Consider the following 25,788-nt stretch of genomic DNA (forward strand, 5'->3'; position numbering starts at 1 on the left):
ACATGCTTTTGCTGGACACGCTCCAAACAAAAAGGGCGGCTCGAGCCGCCCTTTCGTTTTCTCGGGTGCTGCCGTCTTACGCGGCGACGAGATTGCGCAGCACGTAGTGCAGGATGCCGCCGTGGCGGTAATATTCGAGCTCGTCGAGGGTATCGATGCGCAGGAGCACCGGCACCATCTCCTTGCGGCCATCGGCGAAGGTGATGTCGAGTTCGAGGGTCTGGCGCGGCTCGATATCGGCAAGGCCACGGATCGAAACGGTTTCATCGCCGGTAATGCCCAGGCTCTGCCAGGAGGCGCCATCCTGGAACACCAGGGGCAGAACGCCCATGCCGACCAGGTTGGAGCGGTGGATACGCTCGAAGCTCTGGGCAATCACGGCTTTCACACCAAGCAGGTTGGTGCCCTTGGCCGCCCAGTCGCGGGACGAGCCGGTGCCGTATTCCTTGCCGGCAAAGATCACCAGCGGGACCCCTTGCGCCTTGTATTCCATGGCTGCGTCATAGATCGGCACGGTTTCGCCCGAGGGCGATTTGGTGAAGCCGCCTTCGACCCCGTCGAGCATCTGGTTCTTGATGCGGATATTGGCGAAGGTGCCGCGCATCATCACCTCATGATTGCCGCGGCGGGCGCCATAGGAGTTGAAGTCGATGGGCTTGACCTGCCGTTCGACCAGATATTTGCCCGCCGGGGTGCCGGCCTTGAACGAGCCGGCCGGGGAGATATGGTCGGTGGTGATCGAATCGAGGAACAGCGAGAGCAAGCGGGCGCCTTCGATGTCGGTGATGGGCTTGGGGGTTAAGCTCATATCCTCGAAATAGGGCGGGTTCTGCACGTAAGTGGAGGACGAATTCCACTTATAGGTCTCCCCGCCATCGACCTTGATCTCCTGCCAGCGCTTGTCGCCTTTAAAGACGTCGCCATAACGGCGCTTGAACATGTCGACGGAAATGGCCGAGCGCAGCACTTCGGCGATTTCGGCCGAGGAGGGCCAGATGTCCTTGAGATAGACCGGCTGGCCGTCGGACCCGGTGCCGAGCGGCTCGGTGGTGATGTCGCGGGTCATCTTGCCAAGCAGGGAATAGGCGACGACCAGCGGAGGGGACGCCAGGTAATTGGCGCGCACGTCGGGATTGACGCGGCCCTCGAAATTGCGGTTCCCCGAAAGCACCGAGACGGCGACCAGGTCGTTGTCGTTGATGCATTTGGAGATGTTGTCGTCGAGCGGCCCGGAATTGCCGATGCAGGTGGTGCAGCCATAGCCCACGGTGTTGAAGCCCATGGCGTCGAGGTCGGACTGCAGGCCGGATTTTTCCAGATATTCAGTGACCACCTGGGAGCCGGGGGCCAGCGAGGTCTTGACCCAGGGCTGGGGCTTTAGGCCCTTTTCGCGCGCCTTGCGGGCGACCAGGCCCGCAGCGATCAGCACCGAGGGGTTGGAGGTGTTGGTGCAGGACGTGATCGCGGCGATCACCACATCGCCGTCGGCAATGCGGAAATCGGCGCCCTCGACCGCGTGGCCGTGCGTGTCGTTGTCCTCGGGGGTGTCGTGGACGCCGGTGGCGCCTTCATCGACATAGCGCGACTCGCCGCGCGATTCGGGCACGCTATTGGCCTTGCGGCCGCCGGCGATCTCATCGAGCGCCTTGACGAAGGCGGTCGAGGCATCGGAGAGCGCCACGCGGTCCTGCGGGCGCTTGGGGCCGGCAAGGGAGGGAACGACTGTTGAAAGGTCGAGCTCGAGCGTATCGGTGAAGACGGGATCTTCGTCATTGTCGGCGCGGTACATGCCCTGGGCCTTGGCATAGGCTTCGACCAGCGCCACGCGATCGGGTTCGCGGCCCGAATCGTTGAGATATTTGATGGTCTCGCGATCGATGGGGAAGAAGCCGCAGGTGGCGCCATATTCGGGCGCCATGTTGGCGATGGTCGCCTTGTCCTCGAGCGAGAGGTTGGAAAGGCCGGCGCCGAAGAATTCGACGAACTTGCCGACCACGCCCTTCTTGCGCAGCATTTCGGTGACGTGCAGCACGAGGTCGGTGGCGGTGGTGCCTTCGGGCAGCTTGCCGGTGAATTTAAAGCCGATGACTTCGGGGATCAGCATGGAGATCGGCTGACCGAGCATGGCCGCTTCCGCCTCGATGCCGCCCACGCCCCAGCCGAGCACGGCGAGGCCGTTGACCATTGTGGTGTGGCTGTCGGTGCCCACAAGCGTGTCGGGATAGGCGATCTCCTCGCCGTTCTCGGTTTTCGTCCAGACGGTCTGAGCGAGATATTCGAGGTTCACCTGGTGGCAGATGCCGGTGCCGGGAGGAACGACGCGGAAATTTTCGAAGGCCGACTGGCCCCAGCGCAGGAATTCGTAGCGCTCGCCATTGCGCTCGTATTCGCGGGCGACGTTCTGCTCGAAGGCGGCGGGAGTGCCGAAATAATCGACCATCACCGAATGGTCGATGACGAGGTCGACAGGGACGAGCGGATTGATCTTTTGCGGATCGGCGCCGAGCTTCGCGGTGGCGTCGCGCATGGCGGCGAGGTCGACGACGGCGGGAACGCCGGTGAAATCCTGCATCAGCACGCGGGCGGGACGGTAGGAAATCTCATGGCCGGCGCGGCCGCGGTCCTCGAGCCAGGCCTTGACCGCCTTGATGTCCTCGGCCTTGACGGTGCGGCCGTCTTCAAAGCGCAGGAGGTTTTCGAGCACCACCTTGAGCGAATGGGGGAGGCGGGAGATGCCATCCAGGCCGTTCTTTTCGGCCTCGGCGAGCGAAAAGATCGTATAGGCCTTGTTTCCAACGGTGAGGTTCGTCTTGGCTTTAAAGCTATTGGATGTTTCGGTCACGCGAGCCGCCTTGTCTCAATAGGGTTGCGGGCGCCCCCGAATGAGACCGGGCCAAACGGCCAATCGCTTTGTTTTCATCGTCGGGCAAAGCGGAAAAGAAACCGGCTTTCCGGGCCTGCTCAACGAACGCTGCAATGGCCACCGGCACGTCCGGAGGCATGAGGCAGGATAGAGTCGTCACGTCCCCCCGCCCAATTCGCCCTCTCTATAATGAATTCAATTTGCACTTGCCAGCCCGGACTTGGGTTCAATAGAGCTTTGGCATGACGAACCGAGGGCTTACTCGCATGCCGGACACGGGCCTGAGCGTCCACGCCCTCTCCATTGTGCGCGGCGGACGGCTGATCCTTTCTGACCTGAGCTTTAATATATCGTCCGGCGAGGCGTTGCTGCTGCGGGGCCCCAACGGGGCCGGGAAAAGCTCGGCATTGATGGCGCTCGCCGGTCTGCTCGCGCCCGAAACGGGCACGATTGCGTACCTTGGCCGTGATCCTGAGGCGTCGCCCCTGGCGCATCTCCATTATGTCGCGCATGCGCCGGCCATCAAATCGGGGCTGAGCGTTGCCGAAAATCTCAAGTTCTGGGCCGATACGCTTGGCGGAGGCGACGCCGATATCGGCGCGGCGCTGGAGGTGGCGGGGCTAGGCGGGCTCGGTTCGCTCGATGCGGGGCTGTTGTCGGCCGGCCAGACGCGGCGGTTGGCGCTGGCCCGGCTCGTCGCGGTTCCGCGCCCGCTCTGGCTTCTGGACGAACCCACCAGCGCACTCGATACGGCTGGAGCCGCTTGGGTCGGCGAACTTGTTTCCCGCCATATCGGCAATGGGGGGCTGGCGGTGATCGCCACCCATCTCGACATTGCACTGACCGGCAGGGTCGGAAGCCTGGTGCTGGGGAGCGGCGTACAATGAAGGCGTTCCTTGCCATCGTCTCGCGCGATCTGCGCCTGGCGCTGCGCCAGGGCGGCGACATCCTCACGCTCGTTCTCTTTTTTGTGATCGTGGGCGTTCTGATGCCGTTCGCCGTGGGGCCGGATCGCCCGCTCCTGGCCCAGCTCGCGCCCGCCATCATCTGGGTGGCTGCCCTTTTGGCGCAGCTCTTGTCCAACGACAGGCTGTTCCGCACCGATTTCGAGGATGGAAGTCTTGCCGTCTTCCGCCATGCCGCGCTCCCGCTCGAAGCGGTGGTGGCGGCAAAGCTTGTGGCGCACTGGCTTTTGACCGGCCTGCCGCTGATCGTCGCCATGCCGATCCTGGCCCTGATGCTGGGGCTCGATGCGGAGCGGTTCTGGCTGGCGGTGGCCTCCTTGGGGTTGGGGACACCGGCGCTCGCCGCGTTCGGGGCGATCGGGGCGGCTGTGACAGTTGGCCTCAAGCGCGGGGGGCTTGTCGCTCCTGTTCTTGTCTTGCCGCTGAGCCTTCCTGTGCTTATTTTCGGGGCTGGCGCCTTCGATGTGGCGCGGCTGGGCGGATCGTCCCAGGCGCTGCTGCTTTTAGCGGCGCTGAGTCTTTTGAGTATCGCGCTGGCCCCGTTTGCTGCGGCGCTGGCGCTCAGGATTTCCGGGGAATAGATGGCCCAGACGCAGCCCAAACCCGCCGAACCGGGCTGGTTCACCCGTATCGCCCATCCGGGCATGTTCATGGGATGGACCCGCCATATCGTTTGGCCTCTTGCCGCGATCACCGCGATCGCCTTTGTGATAGGGCTTTACTTCTCCTTTTTCGCTTCGCCCGCCGACTACCAGATGGGTGACACCGTGCGCATGATGTATGTGCACGTGCCCACGGCCTGGCTCAGCCAGTTCTGCTATGCGGTGATGTTCTGCTCGGCCATCGGCACGCTGGTCTGGCGCCATCCCATGGCCGATGTGAGCCAAAAGGCCGCCGCCCCGCTCGGCGCCGCCTTTACCGCCCTGGCGCTGTTCACCGGCTCGATGTGGGGCCGGCCCACCTGGGGTACGTTCTGGGAATGGGACGGGCGGATGACATCGACCCTGGTGCTGCTCTTTATCTATCTCGGTTTGATCGCGCTCTGGCGGGCATTCGACGATCAGCTCAAGGCGGCGCGCATCGTTGCGGTGCTGACGCTGGTGGGCGCCATCAATATCCCGATCATCAAATTCTCGGTCGATTGGTGGCAGACCCTGCACCAGCCGGCCTCGGTGTTCCGTGCGGACGGGCCGACCATGGATGGATCAATGCTGGCCCCCCTACTGATCATGACCGTCGCCTTCTCGCTGTTGTTTCTGACGCTCCATCTGGTGCGCATGCGCACCGAAGTCACCAAGCGCCGCATCCGTTCGCTCGAACTGGCGCAGGCCCGTGCCGCGGGAGGCGCCGCATGATCGCGCTTGGAGAACATTGGGAATTCATCGCCGCTGCCTATCTCGGTAGCATTGTCGTGGTTGGCGGGTTGATCGGCTGGACGGCAATTTCAGCACGTGCCGCCAAGGCGCGGGTTGAAGCGCTCGAGGCGGCGCGGCAGGCGCGCAGGGCGAAATGAAGCCTTCGGTACGGATTGGGCTGGCGGTACTGCCGCTGGTGGTGCTGGTCGGCCTTATCGCCGTGTTTGCCAGCCAGATGGGCCGCTCGACCAGCTTTGTGCCTTCGGCCCTGATCGACAGGCCGGTGCCCAGCTTCGATCTGGCAGCCATCGAAGGCCACGACCAGCCGGGTTTTGCCACGGCGGACATGGCCGGCAATGGCGTCGTCGTCGTCAACGTCTTTGCGTCCTGGTGTGTCCCATGCCGGGCCGAGCATCCCCTGCTCATGGACCTTGCGGATCGCGATGTGGCGCTTTTCGGCATCAATTATGACGACCCGGCCGAAAACGCACGGGCGTTCCTGGCCGAACTCGGCAATCCTTACGATCGGATCGGTGCGGATCGCGACCGGCGGGTCGGCATCGAATGGGGCGTCTACGGCGTGCCCGAAACCTTTGTCGTCGACAATGAAGGCACGATCCGGTTCAAGCATACCGGACCGCTCGATGCCCAAAGCTATGAGAACGTGCTGCTTCCCGCCATCGAAGCGGCGCGCGAGCCGGCCTAGTTACATCTCGGTCTGAGCGGCTTCGGCGGCCGTTTCCACCGGGCTGGGTGTGTCCTCGCGCGGAGCATATCTGGTGAGCAGCGGGAGCTGGCTCATGGCAAAGATCATGGTCAGCGGCATGATGCCCCAGACCTTGAAGGCCACCCAGAAATCGTCGGAAAAATTGCGCCAGACGATCTCGTTGAGCGCGGCGAGGACGAAGAAGAACACGCCCCAGCGCAAGGTCATCAGATACCAGCCGCGCTCCTGGAGCTTGTAAACCTCGCCAAAGACATAGCGCAGCAGCGACTGGCCGAAGACCAGCCCACCCAGGAGCACCGAGCCGAACAACACGTTTGTGATGGTGGGCTTTAATTTGATGAACAGGGCGTCCTGGAAATAGAGCGTCATGCCGCCGAAGACGAGAACCACGACACCGGTGACCAGCGGCATGACGGGGATGCGCTTCAAGATCATCTTGGAGAGCACCAGCGAGATCGCCATGGCGACCATGAACACGGCGGTGGCAAAGATGATCGGCTGGGCGAACCAGGTTCCGAGCACCGGAAAGGCCTCCATGATCCGCTCGCCCTGCGCGTTGACGATGAAGAAGGCGACGAGCGGTCCCAATTCGAGTGCCAGCTTGGTGAGCGCGGGCTTGAGATCCTGAAGATCGGCTTGGGCGGTTTCCGGCTGGGTTTGGGCCATTTCTTGTTACTCCCTGCCCGCGATGGCGCGGGCGAAATCGGCGGCGCTGAAGGGTTCGAGATCGCCGATGGATTCGCCAACGCCGATGAAATGGATCGGCAGGCCGAATTTCCTGGCGATGGCAACAAGGATGCCGCCGCGCGCCGTTCCATCGAGCTTGGTCATCACGAGCCCCGTGACACCGGCTTTCTGCCCGAAGATTTCGACCTGATTAAGGGCATTCTGGCCTGTCGTCGCATCGAGGGTCAGAAGCGTTGCGTGCGGGGCGGTGGCGTCACGCTTTTTGATGACCCTGATGATCTTTTCAAGCTCGTCCATCAATTCGGACCGGTTCTGCAAGCGTCCGGCGGTATCGATGATCACGATATCGGTGCCGGTTTCCTGCGCCTTGGCCACGGCATCGAAGGCCAGCCCCGAGGCATCGGCGCCGGTTGGGCGCGTCAAAACCTCGACATCGTTGCGCTGCCCCCAGACCTGGAGCTGTTCGACGGCGGCGGCGCGGAAGGTGTCGCCGGCAGCCAGCAGGACGGATCTGCCCTCGGCCTTGTATTTGGCCGTGAGTTTGCCGATCGTCGTCGTCTTGCCCGAACCGTTGACCCCGACCATGAGGATCACGAAAGGTTTCTTGCCCGGATCGACGGCGAGAGGCTCGGCCACGGGCCCGAGGACGGATTCAACTTCCGCTGCCAGAACCTCGCGCACGTCGTCGGTGGAGATATCCTTGTCGAACTTTTCGGCCCGCAGCCTGTCGGTGATCGCCATGGCCGTGTCGATCCCCAGATCGGCGGCGATGAGCGTATCCTCGAGGTCCTGCAGCGTTGCCTCATCGAGCCGGCGCTTGGTGAAGATCGCACCGATCGAATTGGAGAGATTGTCCGACGAGCGCTTGAGCCCGTCGCTCAGCCGCTGGAACCAGTTCCTGGGCTTTTCCGCCTGTCCGGGCGCAGGCGGGGCGGGCTCAGGCTCGGAACCTTCCGCCGGGGCTTCGGGATCGCCCGTGATTTCATCCTCGATGGCGTCGGGATGCTCGAGGGGGTCGGTGACATCTTCAGGCGTCGGGGGTTCGCGCTCGGGCGCGCCGGGGTGGCCTTTTTCAACCCACTCCACCTGCATTTCGGGTGGAGCGGCATCGCGGCTGTCTTGATCGTCAGCAGGAGGGGTGGGCTTGGGCTGCTCGGCCGGCGCCTGCGTGCGGCCGAGCATACGATCCCAGAGCGAGGGCTTTTTGTTTTCGGCCATGCCTATCCGTTGTCTTTGTTGCGCCGGTCGTTCTGTTCGGCGGCGCGCTCGAGTTTGTCCTTGCCCGTTTCGGGCTCATCGCCATCGCGTCTCTCCCGATGCGTGGCGCTGCGCTCGAGAGCCCGTTTGGTTTCGGACTTGTCGTCTTTGTCGCGCTCGGTCTTGAACATGTCCTTGGCGGTTTGGGGCGGGAGCTTGGTGCTCATGCTGCTTGCCTTTCGGGCTCTCCGACGAGCCCGGCCACATCGGTGCCGCTGATCGAAGTGGAAATGATCTCGCCGGGCTTACCGGCGGAAAGCCGCACGGGCACGAACTGTTCCGTGCGGCCCATGCCTTCGCGCTCGATCAGCACGTTTTCGCGCCGTCCGATGCGCGAGGCGCAAAGCTTTGCGAACTGTTCTTCGCCCAGGGCGCGCAGCCGCGCGGCGCGCTCGCGCGCCACCCGCTTTGCGACCTGGGGCATGCGCGCCGCCGGGGTGCCCTCGCGCGGCGAATAGGGGAAGACATGCAGATAGGTGAGATCGGCTTCGGAAACGAAGCGATAAGTGTTTTCGAACATCTCGTCGGTTTCGGTCGGGAAACCGGCGATGATATCGGCGCCGAACACCATGTCGGGGCGCAATCCGCGCAGCTTTTCGACGATGTCGAGCGCGTCGGCGCGCGAATGGCGGCGCTTCATGCGCTTTAAAATCAAGTCGTCGCCCGATTGCAGCGACAGATGCAAATGCGGCATCAGGCGGGGATCGCTCACGGCCTCATAGAGCGCCGGATCGGCTTCTATGGAATCGATCGAGGAGATGCGCAGGCGGGGCAGGGCGGGGACGTGCTTCAAAATCGCCTGGGTGAGCTTGCCGAGCGTCGGCGCGCCGGGCAGATCGCCGCCATAAGAGGTGATGTCCACGCCGGTCAGCACGATTTCGGCATAGCCGTTGTCGCAGAGCCGCTTGATCTGGTCGACGACCACGCCCATGGGCACCGAGCGCGACGGGCCGCGCCCATAGGGGATGATACAAAAGGTGCAGCGGTGATCGCACCCGTTCTGGACCTGGACGAAAGCGCGGGCCCGGCCGTCCAGCCCATCGATCAGGTGGCCGGCGGTTTCGGTCACGCTCATGATGTCGTTGACCTGCACCTTGTCGTTGAGGGGCACCCCGAAGGCGATGGGCTGGTAGCTCTCGGCTTTGAGCTTGTCGTTGTTGCCGATCACCAGGTCCACTTCGGCCATGTCGCCGAAATCGCGCGCCTGGGTCTGCGCGGCGCAGCCGGTGACGATAATCCTGGCCTCCGGGTTGTCGCGGCGGGCCTTTCTGATGGTCTGCTTGGCCTGCCGCACCGCCTCGGCGGTCACCGCGCAGGTGTTGACGATGATGGCGTCGGTCAGCCCCGACTTTGCCGCCTCGGCCTTCATGACCTCCGATTCATAGGCGTTGAGCCGGCACCCGAAGGTGATGGTTTCGATGCTCATGCGGCGTTCTCTCCAAGGAGAGCGGCTGGAACCACGCCCTCGCCGTCGAGGGCCCAGGGACCGGTCATCAAGATACGATCGTCCGAAGCGCGCCATTCGATATCGAGCGGACCGCCGGGAAGTTCGATCGTGACCTTGCGGCCGGTCAGGCCCTTGCGCGCGGCGGCGACGGCGGTGGCGCAGGCTGCGGTGCCGCAGGCCAGCGTCAGCCCGGCGCCGCGCTCCCAGACCTTGACCCTGATGCTCTCGTCCGAAAGCACCTGGGCGATGGTGATGTTGGCGCGTTCGGGAAAAAGGGGATGGTTTTCCAGCATGGGGCCGAACTTGGCGAGGTCGTGGGCCTCAAGATCATCGACCCAGAAGATTGCGTGCGGGTTGCCGACATTGACCACCGAAGGGGTGTGCAGCACCGGCGCATCGATCGGCCCGACCTGGAGCTCGATCCCTGTGGTGTCGGCGAAGGGCTCGGCGAGCGGGATCTGGTCCCAGGCAAAGCGAGGGACGCCCATATCGGCGGTGACGAGATCGCCATCGATGCGGGTCGCAATGATGCCGGCATTGGTGCGGATGGTGACTGCATCCTTGCCGGTTTCCCCGCCCACCAGTGCGGCGATGCAGCGCGTGGCGTTGCCGCAGGCGTCGACCTCGCCGCCCTCGGCATTGTAGATGCGCATGAAGACGTCGACGCCTTGGGTGCCGTCATTTTCTATGATGATTAGCTGGTCGCAGCCGATGCCCTTTGCCCGGTCGGAAATGCCGATAACCTCTTGGCGCGACAGGGCAATTTTCTTGTCTCGCGCATCAAGGACGACGAAGTCGTTTCCAAGGCCATTCATCTTGAGATAGGGCAGCGGCGCGGTCATGGCAGGGTTTTGGGCTCGGGTTTACTGTGCGTATCGGCCTATATGGCGCAAAAGCATTGAGATTTCCACCTTTGCGCCTGCCGCCGCGGCAATTGACTCTTGCACCCCTCGCCCGTATAAGCCGCCCGACCTTCTGTCAGAAACGATGGAATATAGAGTCACTAGGCTGCCCGAGAGGCATCCGGTCAACACCCGTCAGCGCGTTGCGCCCGCGGGTGCGCTTTGCATTTGACCGCATGTGACCCATATTCCGGTCACCGCTGACACGAGATAAATGAGCGAAACCTATGTTTGAAAGCCTGTCAGACCGCTTGGGCAAGATCTTTTCCGGGATCACCGGGAGAGGTGCGCTCAGCGAAGCCGATGTGCAAGCCGCGCTGCGTGAAGTCCGCCGCGCGCTGATCGAGGCCGACGTTTCGCTCGAAGTGGTGCGGGCCTTTACCGAGCAGGTGGGCCAGCGCGCCGTGGGCGCGGAAGTCACCCGCTCGGTCAAGCCCGGCCAGCAGGTGATCAAGATCGTCCATGACGAACTTGTCGCCGTCTTGGGCGAAGAGGCGGTGCCGATTTCGCTCAATGCGCCCGCTCCGGTGCCGATCCTGATGGTCGGCCTGCAGGGCTCGGGCAAGACCACCACCACCGGCAAGATCGCCAAGCGGCTGAAAGACAAGCAGAACAAGCGCGTCCTGCTCGCCTCCCTCGATACGCGCCGCCCGGCGGCTATGGAGCAATTGAAGACGCTGGGCGGCCAGATCGGGGTCGATGTTCTCGAAATCATCCCCGGCCAATCGGCGGTCGAGATCGCCAAACGCGCCATTTCGAGCGCGAAGACCGGCGGTTACGATGTGGTGATGCTCGATACCGCGGGCCGCACCCATATCGACGAAGAGTTGATGGAGGAGACCGCCGAGATCAAGCGCGTCTCCAATCCGCATGAAATCCTGCTCGTCGCCGATAGCCTGACCGGCCAGGATGCCGTCAATCTGGCCCGCTCGTTCGACCAGCGAGTCGACGTCACCGGTATCGTCCTCACCCGCGTGGATGGTGACGGGCGCGGGGGCGCGGCGCTCTCGATGCGGGCGGCGACCGGCAAGCCGATCAAGCTGATCGGTGTCGGCGAAAAGATGGACGCGCTGGAAGATTTCCATCCCAAGCGCATCGCCGACCGCATTCTGGGCATGGGCGACATCGTCTCGCTGGTGGAAAAAGCCGCCGCGACGGTTTCGGCCGAAGACGCCCAGAAGATGGCCAAGAAGATGAAGAAGGGTCAGTTCGACCTGGACGATCTCAAAGGCCAACTCGAGCAGATGAAGAAGATGGGCGGCATGGCCTCGCTCATGAAGATGATGCCGGGCATGGGCCAGATGGCCAAGAACCTGCCCGAGGGCAAGATGGGCGACAAGATGTTCGATCGCCAGATCGCCATCATCCAGTCGATGACGAAAAAGGAACGGGAAAAGCCCGATCTTTTGAACGCCTCGCGCCGCAAGCGCATCGCTGCCGGCGCCGGGGTGGAAGTGTCGGAAATCAACAAGCTCATCAAGATGCACCGCCAGATGGCGGACATGATGAAAAAGGTTTCCCGCGGCGGTGCCGGCGGGCTGGCCAATATGTTCGGCGGCATGGGCAAGAAAATGATGGGCGGCATGCCCGACATGGACCCGGCCCAGATCGAGCAGATGGCAAAGCAGATGGGAGGCGATCCCTCCAAGCTGCCCGATGATTTTTCCAAACTCGTCAAGCAGGGGGGCGGAGGCGGATTGCCCGGCCTTCCCGGCCTTGGCGGTTCGAGTTTCCCGGGGCTCCCGGGGCTGCCCGGAAAAAAGAAGTAACCCTTAGATCAACTCTTAAAAACTGAAAGACCAATCATGGCTATCAAGATCCGCCTGGCTCGCGCCGGCTCCAAGAAGCGCCCCTACTACCATGTCGTCGTTGCCGATGCCCGTTCGCCGCGCGATGGCCGCGTGATCGAGCGTATCGGTTCGTACAATCCGATGCTCGAAAAGGGCGACGAAAAGCGCGTGGTGATCGATACCGATCGCGCCACCCACTGGCTCAAGAACGGCGCGCAGCCGACCGACCGTGTGGAACGCTTCCTCGATGCCGCCGGCCTTCTGAAGCGCGAAGCGCGCAACAACCCCAACAAGGGCAAGCCGGGCGCCAAGGCGCTTGAGCGCGCCGAGGAAAAGCGCGCCGCCGAAGAAGCCGCCAAGGAAGCCGCAGCTGCTCCGGCCGAAGAAGCCCCGGCTGAAGAAGCTCCCGCCGAGTAAGACAAGGTGGCCGGGCCAAACCAGCCGGACACCCGCATTCTCATGGGCCGCATCGGTGCGGCCCATGGGATCAAGGGGGAGGTGCGCATAACAGCGTTCACCGAAGACCCCTTGGCTATTGCCGGCTATGATCCGCTTCAAACCGACCGCAAGGGCCTTTCGGTTTCCATCGCCAAGGCGCGGGTCGCCAAGAACGTGGTGATCGCCACGCTCAAGGGGGTAACCGACCGCAACGAGGCCGAAAAGCTCAATGGCGTCTCGCTCTATGTGAATCGCGAGCAGCTCGAGGCGCCCGACGAAGACGAATTCTACCATGCCGACCTGATCGGGCTCGAGGTGCGCCACGGCGACGGGACCGTGCTGGGCACCATTTCGACGATCGAGAATTTCGGCTCCGACGACCTTTTGGACGTGCGGCTGGCGGGCACGCGGAAATCGGTTTACCTTCCCTTTACCAAGGCCGTGGTGCCCGAACTCCATATTTCCGAGGGCTATGTCGTCGCCGTTCCGCCCCAGGGCTGGCTCGAAGATACCCCGCGCGATCCGGAGGATCGTGATCCGGACGAAGCGCAATGAGTTTCCGCGCTTCGGTCATAACGCTGTTCCCCGATCTGTTTCCCGGACCGCTCGGCGCTTCGGTGATCGGACGCGGGATCGAGAATGGCGCCTGGTCGCTCGATATCCATTTCCTGCGCAATTACGCCGCCGACAAGCATCGCACCGTCGATGACACACCGTCCGGCGGCGGAGCGGGCATGGTCCTGCGCGCCGACATCCTGGGCGCTGCGCTTGACGATGTAGCGCCGTCCGAAGACCCGAGGCCCAAAATCCTCATGAGCCCCAGAGGGAAGCCGCTGACCCAGAAGCGGGTGCGCGAGCTTGAGGCCGGGCCGGGAGCGGTGATCGTCTGCGGGCGGTTCGAGGGCGTGGACCAGCGGGTGATCGAAGCGCGCGAACTCGAAGAAATCTCCATCGGCGATTATGTCCTGGCAGGCGGCGAAGTGGCCGCAATGGTGCTGCTCGAAGCGGTTGTACGGCTGTTGCCGGGGGTACTCGGAGCCGCGGAGAGTCATGCGGACGAGAGTTTTGAGAACGGGCTGCTCGAATATCCGCAATATACAAGGCCGCAGGTTTTCGAAGGCCGCGAGATTCCACCGGTCCTCACCTCGGGCGATCACGGCAGGATCGAGAAATGGCGGCGTGAGCAGTCCGAAGCGCTGACGCGCGAGCGCCGGCCCGATCTTTGGGCGCGCATGGTCGAGAAGCCCTAGACTCTTGGTCGTTTCGCGTGTATAGCCGCGCTCGACTTTGTCGGGATATATCCCGATCCGTCCAAACAAGACCGGGCTCCACAAGGGGCTCCAGTGAAAAGATAGAACGGAAATCGATATGAACATCATTCAGCAGCTCGAAAAAGAGCAGCTCGATGCGCTCGTTGCAAAACGTGCCATCCCCGAATTTTCCCATGGCGACACCGTCAAGGTGTGGGTCAAGATCCGCGAAGGCGAAAAGGAACGTCTCCAGGCCTATGAAGGCGTGGTGATCGCCCGTTCCGGCGGTGGGCTGATGGAAAGCTTCACCGTACGCAAGATCTCCTATGGCGAAGGCGTGGAGCGCGTGTTCCCCATCCACTCGCCGATGATCGACCGCATCGAAGTTTTGAAGCGCGGTAAGGTCCGTCGCGCCAAGCTCTACTATCTGCGCGATCGTCGCGGCAAGGCGGCCCGTATTTTCGAATCCACCAACGCCCGCACCAAGCGCATCGAGGCCGATGAGCGCCAGGCCGCTGCGGACGCCCGCGCCGCCCGCGAAGCCGAAAAGATCGCCGCTGCCGAGGCCCTGGCTGCCGAAATGGCCGCTCAGGAAGCCGCTGAAAAGAAGGCTGCCGAAGAGGCCGCCGCTGCGGAAGCCGCAGCCGCTGCCGATGCAGCGCCTGCCGAAGAGAACAAGAGCGAATAAGTTTCGCCGATTTCGAAATGGAAAAGCCCGGTCATCGACCGGGCTTTTTTCTTGTCGCCCGGAATAAATCGGAAGGCGGCGGTGTCTTTAAGGGCGTGAGGGCGTGCGCGCGGCGCATGCCCAGTGCTCAAAAGGGAGACCATCATGTCGCTTCGTCTTTTTATCCGGCTCGCCACCGGCGCGGCCGCGCTGGCCCTGTCGGCGGGTGCCGCTTTTGCCGCGCCGGACGTCCAAACCCTCGAAACTGATATCGGCGAGGTCATCGCCGATTCCGAGGGCATGGTCCTCTACACCTTCCGCAATGACGAGGAGGGGGTTTCGAACTGCTATGATCAATGCGCCGAAAACTGGCCGCCGTTTTTCGCCGAGGAGGGCGATGAAGCCGAAGAACCCTATTCCATCGTCGAGCGCACCGATGGCACCTTGATGTGGGCCAAGGACGGCATGCCGCTCTATTACTGGATCAACGACACCGAGCCGGGCATGACGTCCGGCGATGGGGTCGGGGGCAATTGGGACGTGGCGCGTCCTTGATGGTAGTGTGTCCGGCGCGGCCATTTGGCAGGTCGCGCCGGGACGGTACCGGATGCGAGAGGCGCTTTTAACCCATCTGCCGGCGCTCAGGCGCTATGCACACGGGCTGACGGGAAACCGGGAGGAGGCCGAAGACCTTTTCCAGGCCACGGTGTTGCGTGCCATCGAGAACGAAAAGCAGTGGCGCGGCGAGAACGGACGCGCCTGGCTCTATACGATCATGACCAATCTCAACCGCAACAGATTGCGGGGCCGGGCGCGCCAGCCGGCGCTCCATGCGATGGCCGATGAGAGCGAACTCGCCGACGAGACGAGCGCCCCCGATCCGCTGTTGCAGAACACGCTGATGCGCGCTCTCGATACGCTCCAGCCCGAAGCTCGTGCGGTGCTGCTGCTCGTCGCCATCGAAGGGCGCGCCTATGCCGAGGTGGCGGCGATCCTCGATATTCCGATCGGCACCGTCATGTCCCGGCTTTCGCGCGCCAGGCGGCAATTGAGCGAATTGCTGGCCCATCATTCCATTCACTCCCTCGCCAATCGATGATTTTGCAGCGCCGATGACCAGACCCGACACCGACCCTCCCACCGAAGACGATCTCAACGCCTATGCCGATGGCCGGCTGGACGCGGATCGGGAGGCGTTGGTGCGGGCCTATCTCCTCGACCATCCCGAGCTGGCGCGGGAGATCGAGAGCTGGCGCGCCAACGAAGCGGCGCTTTTCGATACTCTCGCCGGTTATGGCTTCGCGACAGCGGCCGATATTCCCGAGCGTTCCTCCTCACGCCGATGGCTTGCCAATTGGCCGGCGATCGCCGCCGCATTGCTTATTGCCTTTGGGCTCGGGAGCGGCGCGGGCTATGCCGCGCGCGGCGTGTTGATGCAGCCCGGTTCTGAAGCGCAATGGCTTGACGTGGCGGCGCGGGATGTCTTTCTCACCTATGTGCGCGAGGTCCGCCATCCGGTCGAAGTCGGCGCGGCCGAGCGCGATCATCTGGTCACCTGGCTGGGCAACCGCATCGAGAAACCCTTTACCGCCCCCAGCCTTGCCGATCTGGGCTTCGAATTGGTGGGCGGGCGGCTGCTGCCGCTGGGCGGACGTCCCGGCGCCATGCTGATGTATGAGAACCCGCAAGGGGATCGGGCCACCATTCTTCTGGCGCGCAATGCGGGCGCGCGGGACACAGCCTTCCAGTTTTCAGCCGAGGATGGGGTCAACACCTTCCGCTGGGTGGACGGGCCGATCGCTTATGCCATTTCGGGTTTTCTCGACCGCGGCGATCTCGAAGACATCTCGCGCGCTGTTTACGCTCATTTCGAAACCATCTAAGCGAACCGAAACCAGTCGCGGACTGTCGCGTTGGCTGGGCATGAAGGATGGCGATGTGATCTCCCGGTCCAAAGGCGCAACGGTTCACGCCCAGTTGGGCGATGCGTTTTACGATATCGTTTCCCCGGCCGACTTTCCCAAGACAATTCTGCGCCACCGCAACCGGCGATGGGCCGAACGCATGGGACTTGGTGGGCTGACGCAGGAGCAATGGATTTCCCATTTCGCCCGGTTCCAGCCGCTCCCGGGCAGCTTCGAGGCGCCGCTGGCGCTGCGCTATCACGGCCACCAATTCCAGAGCTACAATCCCGATCTGGGCGATGGGCGCGGCTTTCTCTTTGCCCAGGCCTATGATCCCGTCGACGGCAAGCTGCTCGATTTCGGCACCAAGGGTTCGGGCACGACGCCGTGGTCGCGGGGAGGGGACGGGCGGCTGACGCTCAAGGGCGGCGTTCGGGAAGTGCTGGCGACCACAATGCTCGAGGCGCTCGGTGTCGAGACATCCAAGAGCTTTTCCCTGATCGAGACTGGCGAGGCGCTCTATCGCGGCGATGAACCATCGCCAACGCGCTCCTCGGTTCTGGTGCGGCTCTCCCATTCCCATATCCGCATCGGAACCTTCCAGCGTCTCGACTATCTGGGAGATCACGCGGGGATGGCGCGGCTCGTCGACCATGCGATCGCTCACTATTATCCCAACCTCGGTGATCTGCCGGCCGATGATCGCGTGCCCGGCCTGCTCGGCGCCGTGGCCGAAAGCGTGGCGCGGGTAGGAACGCAATGGATTGGCGCGGGGTTCGTCCACGGGGTGCTCAATACCGACAACACCAACATCACCGGCGAAAGCTTCGATTACGGTCCGTGGCGGTTTCTTCCGCGCTATGATCCCTTGTTCACGGCAGCCTATTTCGACGAAACCGGGCTTTATGCCTTCGGGCGCCAGCCCGATGCGCTGGCGTGGAACATGACGCGGCTGGCCGAATGCCTGGTGCCGCTTTCGAGCGTCGAAAAGCTCGAACCCCAACTCAACCGCTTCTGGCCGGCCTTTCAGCGATCCCTGGCGCAGGTCGTGGTCAAAAGGCTTGGCGTGGTTTCACGCGGAGCAACGGCTGACAGTCAGCTTCTTTCCGCCTTTTTCTCCTTCATGGAGGCCGAGAGGCCAGCCTATGAGCAGGTGTTTTTCGATTGGCGCGGCGGGATGGCCTCGGAAAAGCGCGCCGGAGACAGCCCGGAGGCGTCGAGTTATGGCAGCGAGAGCTTTGCGGCGCTCAGAGCATTGCTCGATGACTATGAAACCGCACCCGACGCCAATCTCGATCACCCCTATTTCAGCCGATCGCGGCCAAGGACCATGCTGATCGAAGAGGTCGAGGCGATCTGGGCACCGATCGCCCAGAATGATGATTGGTCGCTATTGGAGGCAGCTCTGGCCGAAATCGAGGACATGGGCCGCGCCTACGGGATCGAAAGTTTCACCATCAATTGACTGGCGGGCCGCTGCGCGAACGCGTACAAAACTGGCCTATGATCGTCCGACCTTTCCGCCTTCTCGCCGCCATGCCGCTCCTTGTCGCCGCTCCAGCCGGTGCCGTGGAGATTCGCGACAATGCGGAAACCGTGGTCGAGCTGTTCACCAGCCAAGGCTGTTCGCGTTGTCCCGACGCCGACGAGCTGCTTTCCGACCTCGGCATGCGCGACGACGTGGTCGCCCTGGGCTATCATATCGATTATTGGGATTATATCGGCTGGCAGGACACCTTCGCACTGCCCGCCAACACCGAATTGCAGAAGGCCTATGCTGAAAGCTGGGGCAAGATGCGCATCTATACCCCGCAAATGGTGATCAACGGGCAGACGGCGGTGGTGGGTTCGGACGCCGCCGAAGCCGAGCGGGCCATCGAAGAAGCCGTCTCGCCGCTTTCGGTGTCGTTGCGCGCCAATGGGGAACAATCCATCACCTTTGAGGCGCCCGCCGATTCATCATTGCCTCCTGCCGTGGTCTGGGTCGTCACCTATCGCGACAGCGCGGAAGTGGCGATCGAGCGGGGCGAGAATTCGGGCCGGGCGCTGGCCTATACCCATATCGTGACGGGACGGCAGGCGATCGGCATGTGGGATCCCGAAGAGGGCGCCGAGATCGTCATTCCGCTCGAAGAAATCCTGGGCACCCATTCGGATGGCGCCGCGGTGATTGTGCAGGAGAAGAACGGCCAACTCCCCGGCCGCATACTGGGCGCCTCGGCGTTTTCCCGTTAGGCGGAAAACAAAACTCCCCGCATCGCATGATGACGGGGAGCAAAGCGATTTTGGAGGAGTCTCCTAAGAGCCTTAAATCCCGGAAGGCAAGACCGGGAAGGGCGCCGGCCTACCGGATCCATGGTTTGGGGGCTCGGTGGATCCGGAGGCCGGCTAACTGGAGGCAATGATCGTAAGCTAATTTCGCAATGGGGCATGAGAAGGGAGGGATTGTGGCTTAAATCGGTTCAATTGTGGGTGAGTTTGCGCCACCCCTCGGACGCGCTCAAACCTCTTGCGTCCGGGAACGAACGGGAGGATCATCGGATTGGACAGTAAAGCTGAAACGGAGGCGGGCCGGTTTGAACGAGCGCTATGACAGCCAGAAGGGCAGCATCTTGACGCTTTCCTCCCCCTCGTCCCAGGCCCGGCCACATACCGTCGTCAGCTTCGACCGCAAGGAACTCGCCCTTATCCTCAATGTCTACGGCCGCAAGGTCGCTGCTGGAGAATGGCGCGATTATGCCCTCGATTTCGGACGCGAGCGGGCCATGTTCTCCATCTATCAGCGCACGTCGGAACGGCCGCTTTTCGTTGTGGAGAAAAATCCCAAGCTGGCGCGCCGGCAGGGGCAGTATATGGTCATCGGCAGCGATGGCCGCGTGCTCAAGCGCGGGCATGACCTTGCCGCCGTGCTGCGTGTTCTCGATCCCCAGCTCTACGTCGTGCGGTAGACCAGGCTTAAAATTTCAAGGGGCTTAACCCCCATCATAGAAAAAGGCCGCGGAGGTGATCCGCGGCCTTTTCCGAAAGTCGGTTGTTTCTGACTCTACTCGCGATTGCCGAACAGGCGCAGCAGCATCAGGAACAGGTTGATGAAGTCGAGATACAGGGTCAGCGCGCCCATGATGGCCATCTTGCCCAGGCCTTCATGACCGATGTTTTCGGCATAGCCTTCTTTGATCTTCTGGGTGTCATAGGCGGTCAGACCCACAAAGATCAGCACGCCGATCGCCGAGATGGCGAAATCGAGAGCCGAAGACTGAAGGAAGATGTTGACCACCATGGCGATGATCAGGCCGATCAGGCCCATCATCAGGAACGAGCCCATGCCGGTAAGATCGCGCTTGGTGGTGTAGCCGTAAAGGCTCATCGCGCCGAAGGTGGCGGCGGTGATGAAGAACACCTTGGCGATCGAGGCGTCGGTATAGACCAAAAAGATCGACGACAGCGACAGGCCCATCATCGCGGCAAAGCCCCAAAACACGGCCTGGGCGGCGCTAAAGGAGAGCTTGTTGATGCCGAAGGAGAGCACCAGGACGAAGGCGAGCGGGGAGAGCGCCACGACCCACATCAGGGGGCTGGTGTAGAGCAGAACGCCCCACTGGGTCAGAAGCGTGCCGTCGGCCAATTGGGCGGCAGCGGCCGAAGGATCGGCGGTCACGGCCATCTGGTTGGCGAAAAAGGCGATGAGGCCCGTGACGACCAGGCCGATGCCCATGTAATTGTAAACACGCAGCATATGGCTGCGCAGACCCTCGTCGATGGCGGCGGCCGTGCCTACGCGCCCTGCGACGGTCTGACGGTCGTATTGTGCCATTTCGTGTTCCATCCTCTTGCAAAGTGGCTTTCCGGCAGCCGAGCCAGCCTCATGCAGACCCGGGGATGCCAGTTGAGGATAATATGGAGACGAGCCTCTGAAATTACAAGCAAAACCGGCCACCGGAGGATTCGCCGCCAACGGCGCTGGCGCGTTTTTGATTCCGCTGGCGAACCGATGTGCTAGGCTCTGATTCGGTCGGCCCGGAAGGGCCGGGCGGCCGGGACATGGAAGGTTACGCTCATGCCCAGACTGTTTACCGGTTTGCAGCTTCCCTACGATCTGGGGTTCGCGCTGTCCCTCAAGCGTGGCGGGCTTTCCGGGGCCCGCTGGATCGACCCCGAAAACTACCACATCACCCTGCGCTATATCGGCGACATCGATCACCGCACGGCGGGCGAGGTCTATGACGCCCTCGAAATGCATGCCGATGTGGAGCCCTTTACCCTCACCCTCTCCCATCTTGGGGTTTTCGGCGGCAATAAGCCGCGGGCGCTTTATGCGGGGGTTGAGCCGTCCGAACCGCTCGCCCGGCTGCAGGCCAGCCAGGAGCGGCTTTTGCAGCGCATCGGGCTGCCACCCGAGGGGCGCAAATTCATTCCGCACGTCACCCTGGCGCGGCTGCGCGACACCAGCCCCGCCGATCTGGCGCGCCATATCGCCCAGGCCGGAAAGTTCAGTCCCATGAGCTTTACGGTCGAAAAATTCGTGGTGTTTTCCAGCCGCGATTCGGTGGGCGGAGGGCCCTATATCGTCGAACAGGACTATCCTTTGGCCGCATAACCCGTTCAGCCCGTGTTCAGCGTGAAACGCGCACAAATCTTCGTGTAGGCGCGGCGTGGGAAGTGGCCAAATTCCGGCCAAATTCCTCCCTAGTTTGCCGCCTCGTGGGAAAAGCCGTGGCGTTTGCTCTCTGGTAACCATAAGGGTGCAGAGTTGGCGGCAGTCATGTGCATGTTTTAAAGAATAAGGGGAAGGGTTTGGCGATGACGTTTTCGTTTCGCAGCCATATCCGCCGCATGCTTGCCGCCCTGGCCGGCGGTGCGGTCGTGCTTTGTGCCAGCCCGGCGGCGTTCGCCGCCGACAATCTGGGGACTTTCGATTTCTGGACGGCCTGGACCGACACCGACGGAAGCGGCAAGATCTGCTACGTCTCGTCGACGCCACAGACGAGCGAGCCCACCAATGTCAATCGCGGCGCCATCCATTTCATCGTGACGATCCGCCCCACCAATCGCAATGAGGTGGCAACGATCGTCGGCTATCCGATCCACGAGACCAACGCCAATGCGTCCGCTTCGGTCGATGGCCGCTCCTACCCCATGGTAACCCAGGGTGAATCGGCTTGGCTCGCCTCGATCGAGGACGAGCCTGGCTTTGTGGGCGCCATGCGCGCCGGGGCCACCATGGTGGTGCGCGCCACCTCCCAGCGGGGCACCAATACGGTGGACACCTATTCGCTGCGCGGGATCACCGCCGCGCTCAATGCGGCAAACGAGGAATGTCCGCAGTAAGGTGTGCTTGCGCACGCTGCGGCCGCTTGGCAAAGGTCGGGTCTGCCCGGCCTTTTGCACTTTCGTAAAACATAGGACACCAGCTATGGCACGCCATATCCCATCGCTACCGGTCATCGCGGTCACGCTCCTGGGCCTTTGGTCCATGCCGGCTGCTGCCCAATCGGTTCGCGTTCTTGGCGAGCACAATGCCTGGTCGGCCTATGCGACCACAGAGAGCGAGGGGCAGATCTGCTTCGTGCTCTCGCGTCCCAGCTCGACCGAGCCGAGCGCTGGCGCGTCCGGAGATGCCTATTTCTACATTACCCATCGTCCGGCCCAGAGCATCCGCTCCGAAATCAATCTCGTTGCCGGCTATCAGTTTGCGCCCGACAGCACCGCTACGCTGTCGGTGGGCGGGCAGAGCTTTGATTTGTTCACCCAGGACGATGCGGCCTGGCTCGCCGACCCGAGCCAGAGCGGGGCGGCGGTGCAGGCGATCCGGGCCGGCTCGACCATGGTGATCGAAGGCACCAATGCCGCGGGGCAAACGGTGCGCCAGACATTCTCGCTCTCGGGGGCGACCGCGGCGACCGGAGATATCGACGGCGCCTGCTGATCCGGGATGGGGCCGGCTTTGCGCAATTGGCGCGATTGTGCTAGAGGGCGGGCAAGACGACGTTTGCCGCATCGGCCTTGAAACGGGCCTGCCCGCGTCCATATACCCCGAAAACCTCACAATCCCTTGAAAGCTTCGCCCATGAGTCTGGCGCTCAATATCGATCATGCCACCGCGCCGCGTCCCGCCCTTGCCGGTCCGCGCGATCTTTTGGGCCTGTCGAAAAAGGAGATCGCGGCCAATCTGGGCGAGGTCGGATTGTCCGAACGCGATGCGCGCATGCGGGCCAGTCAGCTCTGGAACTGGATCTACGTCAACGGCGTCACCGACTTCTCGGCGATGACCAACATCGCCAAGGGGCTGCGCGCCGATCTCGAGCAGGCGTTTTCCATCGGGCGGCCCGAGATTGTTTCCGAGCAGGTTTCGATCGACGGCACGCGCAAATGGCTGTTCCGCTTCCGCGACCCTCTGCATCCCAACATGCCGCCGGTCGAGGTCGAGACCGTCTATATCCCCGAAAGCGATCGCGGAACGCTGTGCGTTTCCTCCCAGGTGGGCTGCACGCTCACCTGTTCGTTCTGCCATACGGGCACGCAAAAGCTGGTGCGGAACCTTACGGCCGGGGAAATTCTGGGCCAGGTGATGATGGCGCGCGAGCGGCTGGGGGATTTCCCCGGTGGCGTGCGGCCTTCGGATGGATTGGTGCCGGCCGGGGAAAACCGGGCGATCACCAATATCGTCATGATGGGCATGGGCGAGCCGCTCTACAATTACGACAACGTCAAGAAGGCGCTGCTGATCGCTTCGGACGGTGAGGGGTTGAGCCTTTCCAAGCGTCGGATCACGCTTTCAACGTCCGGCGTCGTGCCGCAGATCGAGCCGACAGGCTCGGAAATCGGGGTGATGCTGGCGATTTCGCTGCACGCGGTGCGCGACGATCTGCGCGACGTGCTGGTGCCGATCAACAAGAAATGGCCGCTCGAGGAACTGCTGGAAGCCTGCCGGACCTATCCGGGGGTGTCGAACGCAAAACGCATCACTTTTGAATATGTCATGCTCAAGGGCATCAACGATTCGGACGCCGATGCGCGCGAGTTGGTGCGGCTTTTGGCGAAAATTCCGGCCAAGATCAATCTGATCCCGTTCAATCCCTGGCCCGGTTCGAACTATGTGTGCTCGGATTGGGACCGCATCGAAGCGTTCGCCGATATCGTCAACCGGGCGGGCTATGCCTCGCCGGTGCGCACTCCGCGCGGGCGGGACATCTTTGCGGCCTGCGGGCAGCTCAAGTCCGAGACCGAGCGGCTCAAGAAGAAGGACCGCGAGGCCTTCATGCTATGACGCAGCCGGCGGGGATTCTGGTTCGGGTTATCGGTGAAGCCGATCTCGACCTGTTGCTGTCCGCCGATACCAGCGTGTTCGACGAGCCGGTAAAGGCGGATTTGGCAAAGGCCTATCTTGCCCATCCCGATTATCTCATCGCGCTTGCCACGGACGGGGACAAAGTGGTGGGGATGGCGACGGGGCTGTTTTATTTCCACCCCGACAAGCACCCTGAATTCTACGTCAATGAGATCGGGGTCGCCGAAAGCCACCAGCGGCGGGGGATCGGCAAACGGCTGATGGCGGTGCTGCTCGATGCGGCCGCGGCGCGCGGGGTCACCTATGGGTGGGTGGCCACGGAAACCGACAATCTTCCCGCCAGGGCGCTCTATGAAGCGATCGGCGGGAAGAGCGTCGATATGGTCTATTTCGAGCTGGACCTGTCAAAACATCCAGATCAGACCGACACTTAGCGGTTGTAGGTGATGCTGTTGCGGGTGCGGTGGCTGGCGATGATCCAGATGGCGTGGATGAGGCCCGGCACATAGCCGAGGATCGTCAGGAGGATGTTGAGCCAGAAATGGAGCCCGAAGCCGACGCGCAGGAAAACGCCGAGCGGGGGAATGAGGATCGAAAACAGGATCCGAATGAAATCTCCGAAGGTCATCGTCTGTGGTCCCATGTTAAGCGTTGTCTGCAATATGGGGATAAGTTTGCTTCCGGCAAGGACGTTCCCGGCTTTGGCGATCAAGCCTCGCCGCGGATCCACTCGATCCTGAACCGACCCCGGCCCTCATCGGCCAGAAGGGCGGCGAGAGCAGGCAGGATGATTTTCATTTCCTCTTCAAGCACATAGGGCGGGTTGATCACCACCATGCCCGATCCGTGCAGGCGCGGCGGTGTCGAGGGCGCGCGGATGGTGAGCTCAAGGCGCAGGATTCTCGGTATCCCGGTGGCCTTGAGCGCTGTGGCATAGGCGGTGACGTCGGCGGGGTCCTTGATGGGATACCAATAGGCATAGGTGCCGCCGGGCCAGCGCTTGTGGGCCTTGATCAGACTGTTGGCCATTCTGCCGAACTCGCCCTTTTGCTCGAAGGGCGGATCGACGAGCACTAAGCCGCGCTTTTCCTTTGGTGGGAGGTGAGTGCCCATGGCGGCCCAGCCATCGAGATGGGTGACGCGGGTCTGGATATCGCCGGCGAAATTTTCCTTAAGAAAATCAGCATCTTGCGGGTGAAGCTCGAGCGCCATGAGCCGGTCCTGAGGGCGCAGCATGTGGCGGGCGATGAAGGGCGAGCCGGGATAATAGCGCAGGCCGCCATCGGGATTTTGTGCTTTGACGGCAAGAAGATAGGGCACGACCAGCGCCGCGGCGGCATCGGGAAGCCCGTGCGCGATCAGCCTGCCGATTCCCTCGCGCCACTCTCCGGTGCGCTCGGCCGCATCGCCCCAGAGATCGTAGAGCCCGACACCGGCATGGGTGTCGATGACGCGAAACGCAGTCTCCTTGCGCATCATATAGGAGAGAATGCGCACGAGGATGATATGTTTGACCACGTCGGCGAAATTGCCGGCATGGAAGGCGTGGCGATAGTTCATTATTTGCGCGCTTCGGCGGTAAGGATGGTGACTGCGAAGGCGGCAAAGACTGCGGCGAAGGACCAGTTGAGCGCCTTCTGGATGCGGGGCGAGCGCATCAGCGTGCCGGTAAGCCATTGAGCGCCAAAGACGATTCCGATGACGATGGGCAGCGAGAGGATGACGAATTCGACGCCGAGGAAGATCAGTTTTTCGGCGGCGTGGGGGTCGGAGGCCGAGACGAATTGGGGGAGGAAGGTCACGAAAAAAAGCGCCACCTTGGGGTTGGTGAGATTGATGCCCAGGCCGGTGAGATAGGAGTTCTTGAGCGATGGCATGCGGCCGTTGGCCTTGGCGACCGTGAGGCCGGTGCCCGAGCGGATGGCAGAAAAAGCAAGCCATAACAAATAGATAGCGCCAACGATCTTGAGCGCCCAGAAGGCTGCGGGGGCGGTGACGATGAGGATCGAGATGCCGAAGGCGGCGAGCATGGTGTGGACGGCGATGCCGGTCAATGCGCCCAAAACCGTTGCAAATCCGTGCTTTAGCCCGAAATTGACGGTGCGCGAGATGAACAGCGCCATGTCCGGGCCGGGGGTGATGGCGAGGACGATGGCGGCGAGGGCGAAGCTCAGGATGACCGTGAGGTCGGGGGCATGTACCAGCATATAGGGGTCCAGATCGGGGAATGTGCGCGTGATCGACGGGT

The 25,788-nt window shown here is 62.6% G+C and carries 31 protein-coding genes; 21 read left to right on the forward strand and 10 right to left on the reverse strand.

Annotated elements, in window-relative coordinates; translation table 11 throughout:
• Positions 1-76: 76 nt before the first annotated feature.
• Positions 77-2,842 carry an aconitate hydratase AcnA gene (acnA, locus tag NO934_RS08600; RefSeq protein ID WP_309163522.1) on the reverse strand — a complete coding sequence of 922 codons (2,766 nt, stop codon included), beginning with the start codon at positions 2,840-2,842 and terminating at the stop codon, positions 77-79.
• A 287-nt stretch (positions 2,843-3,129) separates the two neighbouring features.
• On the opposite strand from acnA, the gene ccmA reads away from it, so the two are divergent.
• The 5 genes from ccmA to NO934_RS08625 are packed head-to-tail and all read left to right on the forward strand — an operon-like array spanning position 3,130 to position 5,889.
• The gene (gene ccmA, locus NO934_RS08605) at positions 3,130-3,750 is read left to right on the forward strand and encodes a heme ABC exporter ATP-binding protein CcmA (RefSeq protein ID WP_309163523.1); all 621 of its coding nucleotides are present in this window, start codon (positions 3,130-3,132) and stop codon (positions 3,748-3,750) included.
• A complete protein-coding gene (gene ccmB / locus NO934_RS08610) occupies positions 3,747-4,409 on the forward strand; it encodes a heme exporter protein CcmB (protein ID WP_309163524.1) in 663 nt (220 codons plus the stop codon). Before ccmA ends, ccmB begins: the two co-directional genes overlap by 4 nt.
• Entirely contained in the window at positions 4,410-5,183 is a 774-nt protein-coding gene (locus NO934_RS08615; RefSeq protein WP_309163525.1) for a heme ABC transporter permease, read from the forward strand. It abuts the gene before it with no gap.
• Positions 5,180-5,341, forward strand: coding sequence for a heme exporter protein CcmD (gene ccmD / locus NO934_RS08620; protein ID WP_309163526.1), 162 nt, complete (start codon positions 5,180-5,182; stop codon positions 5,339-5,341). The genes NO934_RS08615 and ccmD overlap by 4 nt, the downstream gene beginning before the upstream one ends.
• Positions 5,338-5,889: a DsbE family thiol:disulfide interchange protein gene (locus NO934_RS08625; RefSeq protein ID WP_309163527.1), complete on the forward strand. Its 552-nt coding sequence runs from the start codon at positions 5,338-5,340 to the stop codon at positions 5,887-5,889. The genes ccmD and NO934_RS08625 overlap by 4 nt, the downstream gene beginning before the upstream one ends.
• On the opposite strand, the gene NO934_RS08630 is transcribed toward NO934_RS08625, so the two are convergent.
• From NO934_RS08630 to dapF, 5 genes are read right to left on the reverse strand one after another with little or no spacing between them, the layout of a single operon-like run.
• The gene (locus NO934_RS08630) at positions 5,890-6,576 is read right to left on the reverse strand and encodes a septation protein A (protein ID WP_309163529.1); all 687 of its coding nucleotides are present in this window, start codon (positions 6,574-6,576) and stop codon (positions 5,890-5,892) included. It lies immediately after the preceding gene.
• Between the two features lie 6 nt (positions 6,577-6,582).
• Positions 6,583-7,815, reverse strand: a complete 1,233-nt coding sequence (gene ftsY / locus NO934_RS08635; RefSeq protein ID WP_309163530.1) for a signal recognition particle-docking protein FtsY — start codon at positions 7,813-7,815, stop codon at positions 6,583-6,585.
• Between the two features lie 2 nt (positions 7,816-7,817).
• Positions 7,818-8,021, reverse strand: a complete 204-nt coding sequence (locus NO934_RS08640) for a hypothetical protein (protein ID WP_309163531.1) — start codon at positions 8,019-8,021, stop codon at positions 7,818-7,820.
• Positions 8,018-9,280, reverse strand: a complete 1,263-nt coding sequence (mtaB, locus tag NO934_RS08645) for a tRNA (N(6)-L-threonylcarbamoyladenosine(37)-C(2))-methylthiotransferase MtaB (RefSeq protein WP_309163533.1) — start codon at positions 9,278-9,280, stop codon at positions 8,018-8,020. Before mtaB ends, NO934_RS08640 begins: the two co-directional genes overlap by 4 nt.
• Positions 9,277-10,143 carry a diaminopimelate epimerase gene (dapF, locus tag NO934_RS08650; RefSeq protein WP_309163535.1) on the reverse strand — a complete coding sequence of 289 codons (867 nt, stop codon included), beginning with the start codon at positions 10,141-10,143 and terminating at the stop codon, positions 9,277-9,279. Before dapF ends, mtaB begins: the two co-directional genes overlap by 4 nt.
• Before the next feature lie 287 nt (positions 10,144-10,430).
• On the opposite strand from dapF, the gene ffh reads away from it, so the two are divergent.
• The 11 genes from ffh (at position 10,431) to NO934_RS08705 (ending at position 19,200) form a co-directional block, all read left to right on the forward strand.
• On the forward strand, positions 10,431-11,972 hold the full coding sequence (ffh, locus tag NO934_RS08655) for a signal recognition particle protein (protein ID WP_309163536.1): 1,542 nt from the start codon (positions 10,431-10,433) through the stop codon (positions 11,970-11,972).
• Positions 11,973-12,008: 36 nt separating this feature from the next.
• Positions 12,009-12,410, forward strand: a complete 402-nt coding sequence (gene rpsP / locus NO934_RS08660; protein ID WP_309163537.1) for a 30S ribosomal protein S16 — start codon at positions 12,009-12,011, stop codon at positions 12,408-12,410.
• Between the two features lie 6 nt (positions 12,411-12,416).
• A complete protein-coding gene (rimM, locus tag NO934_RS08665) occupies positions 12,417-12,986 on the forward strand; it encodes a ribosome maturation factor RimM (RefSeq protein ID WP_309163538.1) in 570 nt (189 codons plus the stop codon).
• Positions 12,983-13,681: a tRNA (guanosine(37)-N1)-methyltransferase TrmD gene (gene trmD / locus NO934_RS08670; protein ID WP_309163540.1), complete on the forward strand. Its 699-nt coding sequence runs from the start codon at positions 12,983-12,985 to the stop codon at positions 13,679-13,681. Before rimM ends, trmD begins: the two co-directional genes overlap by 4 nt.
• A 118-nt stretch (positions 13,682-13,799) precedes the next feature.
• A complete protein-coding gene (gene rplS / locus NO934_RS08675; protein WP_309163541.1) occupies positions 13,800-14,369 on the forward strand; it encodes a 50S ribosomal protein L19 in 570 nt (189 codons plus the stop codon).
• Between the two features lie 144 nt (positions 14,370-14,513).
• Complete coding sequence (locus NO934_RS08680; RefSeq protein WP_309163544.1) at positions 14,514-14,903, forward strand: hypothetical protein; 390 nt, start codon at positions 14,514-14,516, stop codon at positions 14,901-14,903.
• A gap of 52 nt (positions 14,904-14,955) precedes the next feature.
• Positions 14,956-15,447 carry an RNA polymerase sigma factor gene (locus tag NO934_RS08685; protein ID WP_309163547.1) on the forward strand — a complete coding sequence of 164 codons (492 nt, stop codon included), beginning with the start codon at positions 14,956-14,958 and terminating at the stop codon, positions 15,445-15,447.
• A 13-nt stretch (positions 15,448-15,460) separates the two neighbouring features.
• Entirely contained in the window at positions 15,461-16,231 is a 771-nt protein-coding gene (locus tag NO934_RS08690) for an anti-sigma factor (protein WP_309163548.1), read from the forward strand.
• A gap of 40 nt (positions 16,232-16,271) precedes the next feature.
• On the forward strand, positions 16,272-17,717 hold the full coding sequence (locus tag NO934_RS08695; RefSeq protein ID WP_309163549.1) for a protein adenylyltransferase SelO family protein: 1,446 nt from the start codon (positions 16,272-16,274) through the stop codon (positions 17,715-17,717).
• Between the two features lie 38 nt (positions 17,718-17,755).
• Complete coding sequence (locus NO934_RS08700) at positions 17,756-18,487, forward strand: DUF1223 domain-containing protein (protein ID WP_309163550.1); 732 nt, start codon at positions 17,756-17,758, stop codon at positions 18,485-18,487.
• 374 nt (positions 18,488-18,861) lie between these two features.
• Positions 18,862-19,200 (forward strand): DUF2794 domain-containing protein, encoded by a 339-nt coding sequence (locus NO934_RS08705; RefSeq protein WP_309163690.1) that lies wholly within the window; start codon positions 18,862-18,864, stop codon positions 19,198-19,200.
• 95 nt (positions 19,201-19,295) lie between these two features.
• Here NO934_RS08705 and NO934_RS08710 read toward each other — a convergent pair whose 3' ends face one another.
• On the reverse strand, positions 19,296-20,066 hold the full coding sequence (locus NO934_RS08710) for a Bax inhibitor-1/YccA family protein (protein ID WP_309163552.1): 771 nt from the start codon (positions 20,064-20,066) through the stop codon (positions 19,296-19,298).
• Positions 20,067-20,309: 243 nt separating this feature from the next.
• On the opposite strand from NO934_RS08710, the gene thpR reads away from it, so the two are divergent.
• From thpR to NO934_RS08735, 5 genes are all read left to right on the forward strand, one after another.
• Positions 20,310-20,849 carry an RNA 2',3'-cyclic phosphodiesterase gene (gene thpR, locus NO934_RS08715; protein ID WP_309163553.1) on the forward strand — a complete coding sequence of 180 codons (540 nt, stop codon included), beginning with the start codon at positions 20,310-20,312 and terminating at the stop codon, positions 20,847-20,849.
• A gap of 203 nt (positions 20,850-21,052) precedes the next feature.
• Entirely contained in the window at positions 21,053-21,580 is a 528-nt protein-coding gene (locus NO934_RS08720; RefSeq protein WP_309163555.1) for an invasion associated locus B family protein, read from the forward strand.
• An 85-nt stretch (positions 21,581-21,665) separates the two neighbouring features.
• A complete protein-coding gene (locus tag NO934_RS08725; protein ID WP_309163556.1) occupies positions 21,666-22,178 on the forward strand; it encodes an invasion associated locus B family protein in 513 nt (170 codons plus the stop codon).
• Positions 22,179-22,319: 141 nt separating this feature from the next.
• On the forward strand, positions 22,320-23,519 hold the full coding sequence (rlmN, locus tag NO934_RS08730; protein ID WP_309163558.1) for a 23S rRNA (adenine(2503)-C(2))-methyltransferase RlmN: 1,200 nt from the start codon (positions 22,320-22,322) through the stop codon (positions 23,517-23,519).
• A complete protein-coding gene (locus NO934_RS08735; protein WP_309163559.1) occupies positions 23,516-23,974 on the forward strand; it encodes a GNAT family N-acetyltransferase in 459 nt (152 codons plus the stop codon). The genes rlmN and NO934_RS08735 overlap by 4 nt, the downstream gene beginning before the upstream one ends.
• Here NO934_RS08735 and NO934_RS08740 read toward each other — a convergent pair.
• From NO934_RS08740 to NO934_RS08750, 3 genes are all read right to left on the reverse strand, one after another.
• Positions 23,971-24,168, reverse strand: a complete 198-nt coding sequence (locus NO934_RS08740) for a YqaE/Pmp3 family membrane protein (RefSeq protein ID WP_309163561.1) — start codon at positions 24,166-24,168, stop codon at positions 23,971-23,973. The two genes, NO934_RS08735 and NO934_RS08740, sit on opposite strands and share 4 nt — an antisense overlap.
• A gap of 80 nt (positions 24,169-24,248) precedes the next feature.
• Positions 24,249-25,100, reverse strand: coding sequence for a 23S rRNA (adenine(2030)-N(6))-methyltransferase RlmJ (locus tag NO934_RS08745; protein WP_309163562.1), 852 nt, complete (start codon positions 25,098-25,100; stop codon positions 24,249-24,251).
• The gene (locus NO934_RS08750; protein WP_309163563.1) at positions 25,100-25,747 is read right to left on the reverse strand and encodes a LysE family translocator; all 648 of its coding nucleotides are present in this window, start codon (positions 25,745-25,747) and stop codon (positions 25,100-25,102) included. The genes NO934_RS08745 and NO934_RS08750 overlap by 1 nt, the downstream gene beginning before the upstream one ends.
• Positions 25,748-25,788: the final 41 nt, after the last annotated feature.

This window comes from Pelagibacterium sp. H642, from assembly GCF_031202855.1.
GTDB lineage: Bacteria > Pseudomonadota > Alphaproteobacteria > Rhizobiales > Devosiaceae > Pelagibacterium.